The sequence below is a fragment of the Paracidovorax sp. MALMAid1276 genome, assembly GCF_049198005.1.
Lineage (GTDB): Bacteria > Pseudomonadota > Gammaproteobacteria > Burkholderiales > Burkholderiaceae_C > Acidovorax.
The window spans coordinates 1-2,913 of the sequence record NZ_JBMIRS010000252.1 but is presented as its reverse complement, the minus strand read 5'-3'; the positions used below and the strand labels follow the sequence as shown (position 1 = coordinate 2,913).

3 protein-coding genes are annotated in these 2,913 nt (G+C 69.1%); all 3 read right to left on the bottom strand.

Features of this window, described 5'->3' with window-relative positions; all coding sequences use genetic code 11:
• Positions 1 to 96 precede the first annotated feature (96 nt).
• A complete protein-coding gene (locus ACOQFS_RS21290) occupies positions 97 to 507 on the bottom strand; it encodes a RidA family protein (protein ID WP_421564807.1) in 411 nt (136 codons plus the stop codon).
• Positions 504 to 2,165: an AMP-binding protein gene (locus ACOQFS_RS21285; RefSeq protein WP_421564808.1), complete on the bottom strand. Its 1,662-nt coding sequence runs from the start codon at positions 2,163 to 2,165 to the stop codon at positions 504 to 506. The genes ACOQFS_RS21290 and ACOQFS_RS21285 overlap by 4 nt, the downstream gene beginning before the upstream one ends.
• A gap of 10 nt (positions 2,166 to 2,175) precedes the next feature.
• A partial coding sequence (locus tag ACOQFS_RS21280) for an acyl-CoA dehydrogenase family protein (protein ID WP_421564806.1) occupies positions 2,176 to 2,913 on the bottom strand: 738 nt, incomplete at its 5' end.

Sequence of the window (2,913 nt, the reverse complement as noted above, 5' to 3'; positions counted from 1 at the left end):
GGCTCAGCCCGAACGGGTGGAGAGGCGCCCCGGCTTCGACAAGCTCAGCCCGAACGGGTGGAGAGGCGCCCCGGCTTCGACAGGCTCAGCCCGCAATCACACCCCGTCCGGCACCACCGCCGTCGCCTCGATCTCCACCTTCGCCCGCTCCTCCATCAACCCCGCCACCTGCACGCACGCCATCGCCGGGAAGTTTTTGCCCAGCACCTCGCGGTAGACCGCGCCCAGCTCTTTCAGCCGCGCGTTGTATTCCTTGCGGTCCACCACGTACCAGGTCAGCCGCACCAGGTGCTCCGGCCGGGCGCCGCCGGCTTCCAGCACCGCGCGCACGTTGATCAGCGTCTGTTTCGTCTGGTCGATGAAGTCATCGCTCTCGAACTGCTGCTGCGCGTTCCAGCCGATCTGGCCGCCGGTGAAGACCATGGTGCCGCGCGCGGCAACACCGTTGGCATAGCCTTTGGGGGCGACCCAGCCCTCGGGCTGCAAAAGGGTGTGTTCAATCGTCATGGCGTGTTTTTTGTGGGCAGAGCGGCAGAGGGCGCCGCCGCGCCCTGGCGGAGCTTGAAGCGTTGCAGCTTGCCGGTTTCGGTGCGGGGCAGGGCGGTCACGAACTCCACTACGCGGGGGTATTTGAAGGGGGCGATGGTGGCCTTCACATGGTCCTGCAGCGCCTTGACCATGGCGGCATCGCCGGTGTGGCCGGGTTTGAGCACGCAGATGGCCTTGACCACCATGCCGCGCTCGTCGTCGGGCACGCCGATCACGCCGCATTCGGCCACGGCGGGGTGGCGCAGCAGGGCGTCTTCCACCTCGGGGCCACCCACGTTGTAGCCCGCGGTGATGATCATGTCGTCGTCGCGCGCCTGGTAGAAGAAGTAGCCGTCGGCGTCCTGCGTGAAGGCGTCGCCGGGGTAGTTCCAGCCGTCCTTCACGTACTTGGCCTGGCGCGGGTCGTCGAGGTATTTGCAGCCCGTGGGGCCGATCACCGCGAGTTTGCCCACGGTGCCGTGCGGCACCTCGCGGCCCTCGTCGTCCACCACCCGGGCGGTGTAGCCGGGCACCACCTTGCCGATGGCGCCGGGGCGCGTCTCGCCGCCTGCGGACGACACGAAGATGTGGAACATCTCGGTGGCGCCGATGCCGTCCGTCATGTCGATGCCGGTGGCGTCCTTCCACAGCTGGCGGGTGGCGTCGGGCAGGCCCTCGCCCGCGCTCACGCTGATGCGCAGCTGCGGCAGGCCGATCTTCCGCGCGAACGGCGCCATCTGCCGGTAGAACGTGGGCGCGGTGTAGCAGATGGTGACGCCCGCGTCACGCATCAGCACCACCATGGTCTCGGGCGTGTAGGGCTGGTCCGGAAAGTAAACGCTCGCGCCCGCCCACATCGGGAACACCAGAAGACCGCCCAGGCCGAAGGTGAATGCCAGCGGAGGTGACCCGGCCACGATGTCGTCGGGCGTGGCCTGGAGCACGTGGCGCGGCCAGGCCTCGCAGGCCGCGAGCACGTCGCGGTGGGTGTGCACGGCCGCCTTGGGAGCGCCCGTGGTGCCGGAGGTGAAGGCCATCAGCGCGATGTCGTCGGCCGACGTGGGGCAGGGCGGCGTGGTGCCCGGCTTGGCCTGCGCGCGCTGGATCAGGTCGGCCGCATCGGGCGCGGTATGGAAGGGCACGATGCTCGCCAGGATCGGTTGCTGCGTTTGCGCGGACTGCAGCTCGGCCAGCAGGCGGCCGTCGCACAGCGCCAGCGCGGGCTGGGCGCGCTCGATGATGCTGGCCAGCTCGCCCGCGCGCAGCAGCGGCATGGTGGCCACTGCCACCAGGCCTGCGTAGACGGTGCCCAGCCACGCCAGCGCCATCTCCACCGTGTTGCCCCCGCGCAGCAGCACGCGATTGCCGGGCACGAGGCCGTGGTCCTGGGTCAGCACCTCGGCGATGCGTGCGGCCTCGTCGCGCGCATCGCGGTAGGTATAGGTGCGGTGCGGGCCTCGCAGCAGGGGGCGGTCGCCGTGGCCCGCGCGCTCGGCCTGGTCGAACAGGGCTTGGACCAGGTTGGCCTGGGGGGCGATCTGCAGCTCGGGCCGTTCGTAGCGCAGCGTGGGCCAGGCCTCCTGCGGCGGCAGGCGGTCGTGCACAAAGTGGTCGGGCTGGGCGGAAGGAGAGCGCATGTTCATCAGATCACTCCTGCAAGACGGCCTTGCCGATGATGAGTTGCTGTACCTCGGTGGCACCTTCGTAGATGCGCAGCGAGCGGATGTCGCGGTACAGGCTTTCGACCTTGCTGCCCACCTCCACACCGCGCCCGCCGTGCAGCTGCAGCGCCATGTCGATCACGCGCTGGGCGTTTTCGGTGGCGGTCATCTTGGCCATCGCTGCTTCTGCAGTGACGCGCGCTTGGCCCGTGTCGCGCAGCCAGGCCGCGCGGTAGGTCAGCAGTGCGGCGCTGTCCACCAGCGCAGCCATCTCGCCGATCTTGGCCTGGGTGAGCTGGAAGTCGGCGAGCGTCTGGCCGAACATGCGGCGCTGGCGCGCGTGGTGCACCGCCTCGGCCAGCGCGCGGCGCGCCATGCCCAAAGCGGCGGCGGCGACGGATGCGCGGAAGATGTCCAGCGTGCGCATCGCCAGCTTGAAGCCACCGTTGGCTTCGCCCAGCAGCGCCGTCGCAGGCACGGTGCAATCGGTGAACTGCAGCGTGGCCAGCGGGTGCGGCGCCATCACGTGGATGTGGCGCGAGGCATCCAGGCCCGGCGTGTTCGCATCCACGATGAAGGCACTGATGCCGCGCGTGCCGCCGGTCGGGTCGGTCTTGGCGAATACGCAGTAGAAGTCGGCGATGCCACCGTTGCTGATCCAGGTCTTGGTGCCATTCAAGCAAAAAGTACCTCCAGCGCTTTCTGGATAAGCGCTGACAGCTAT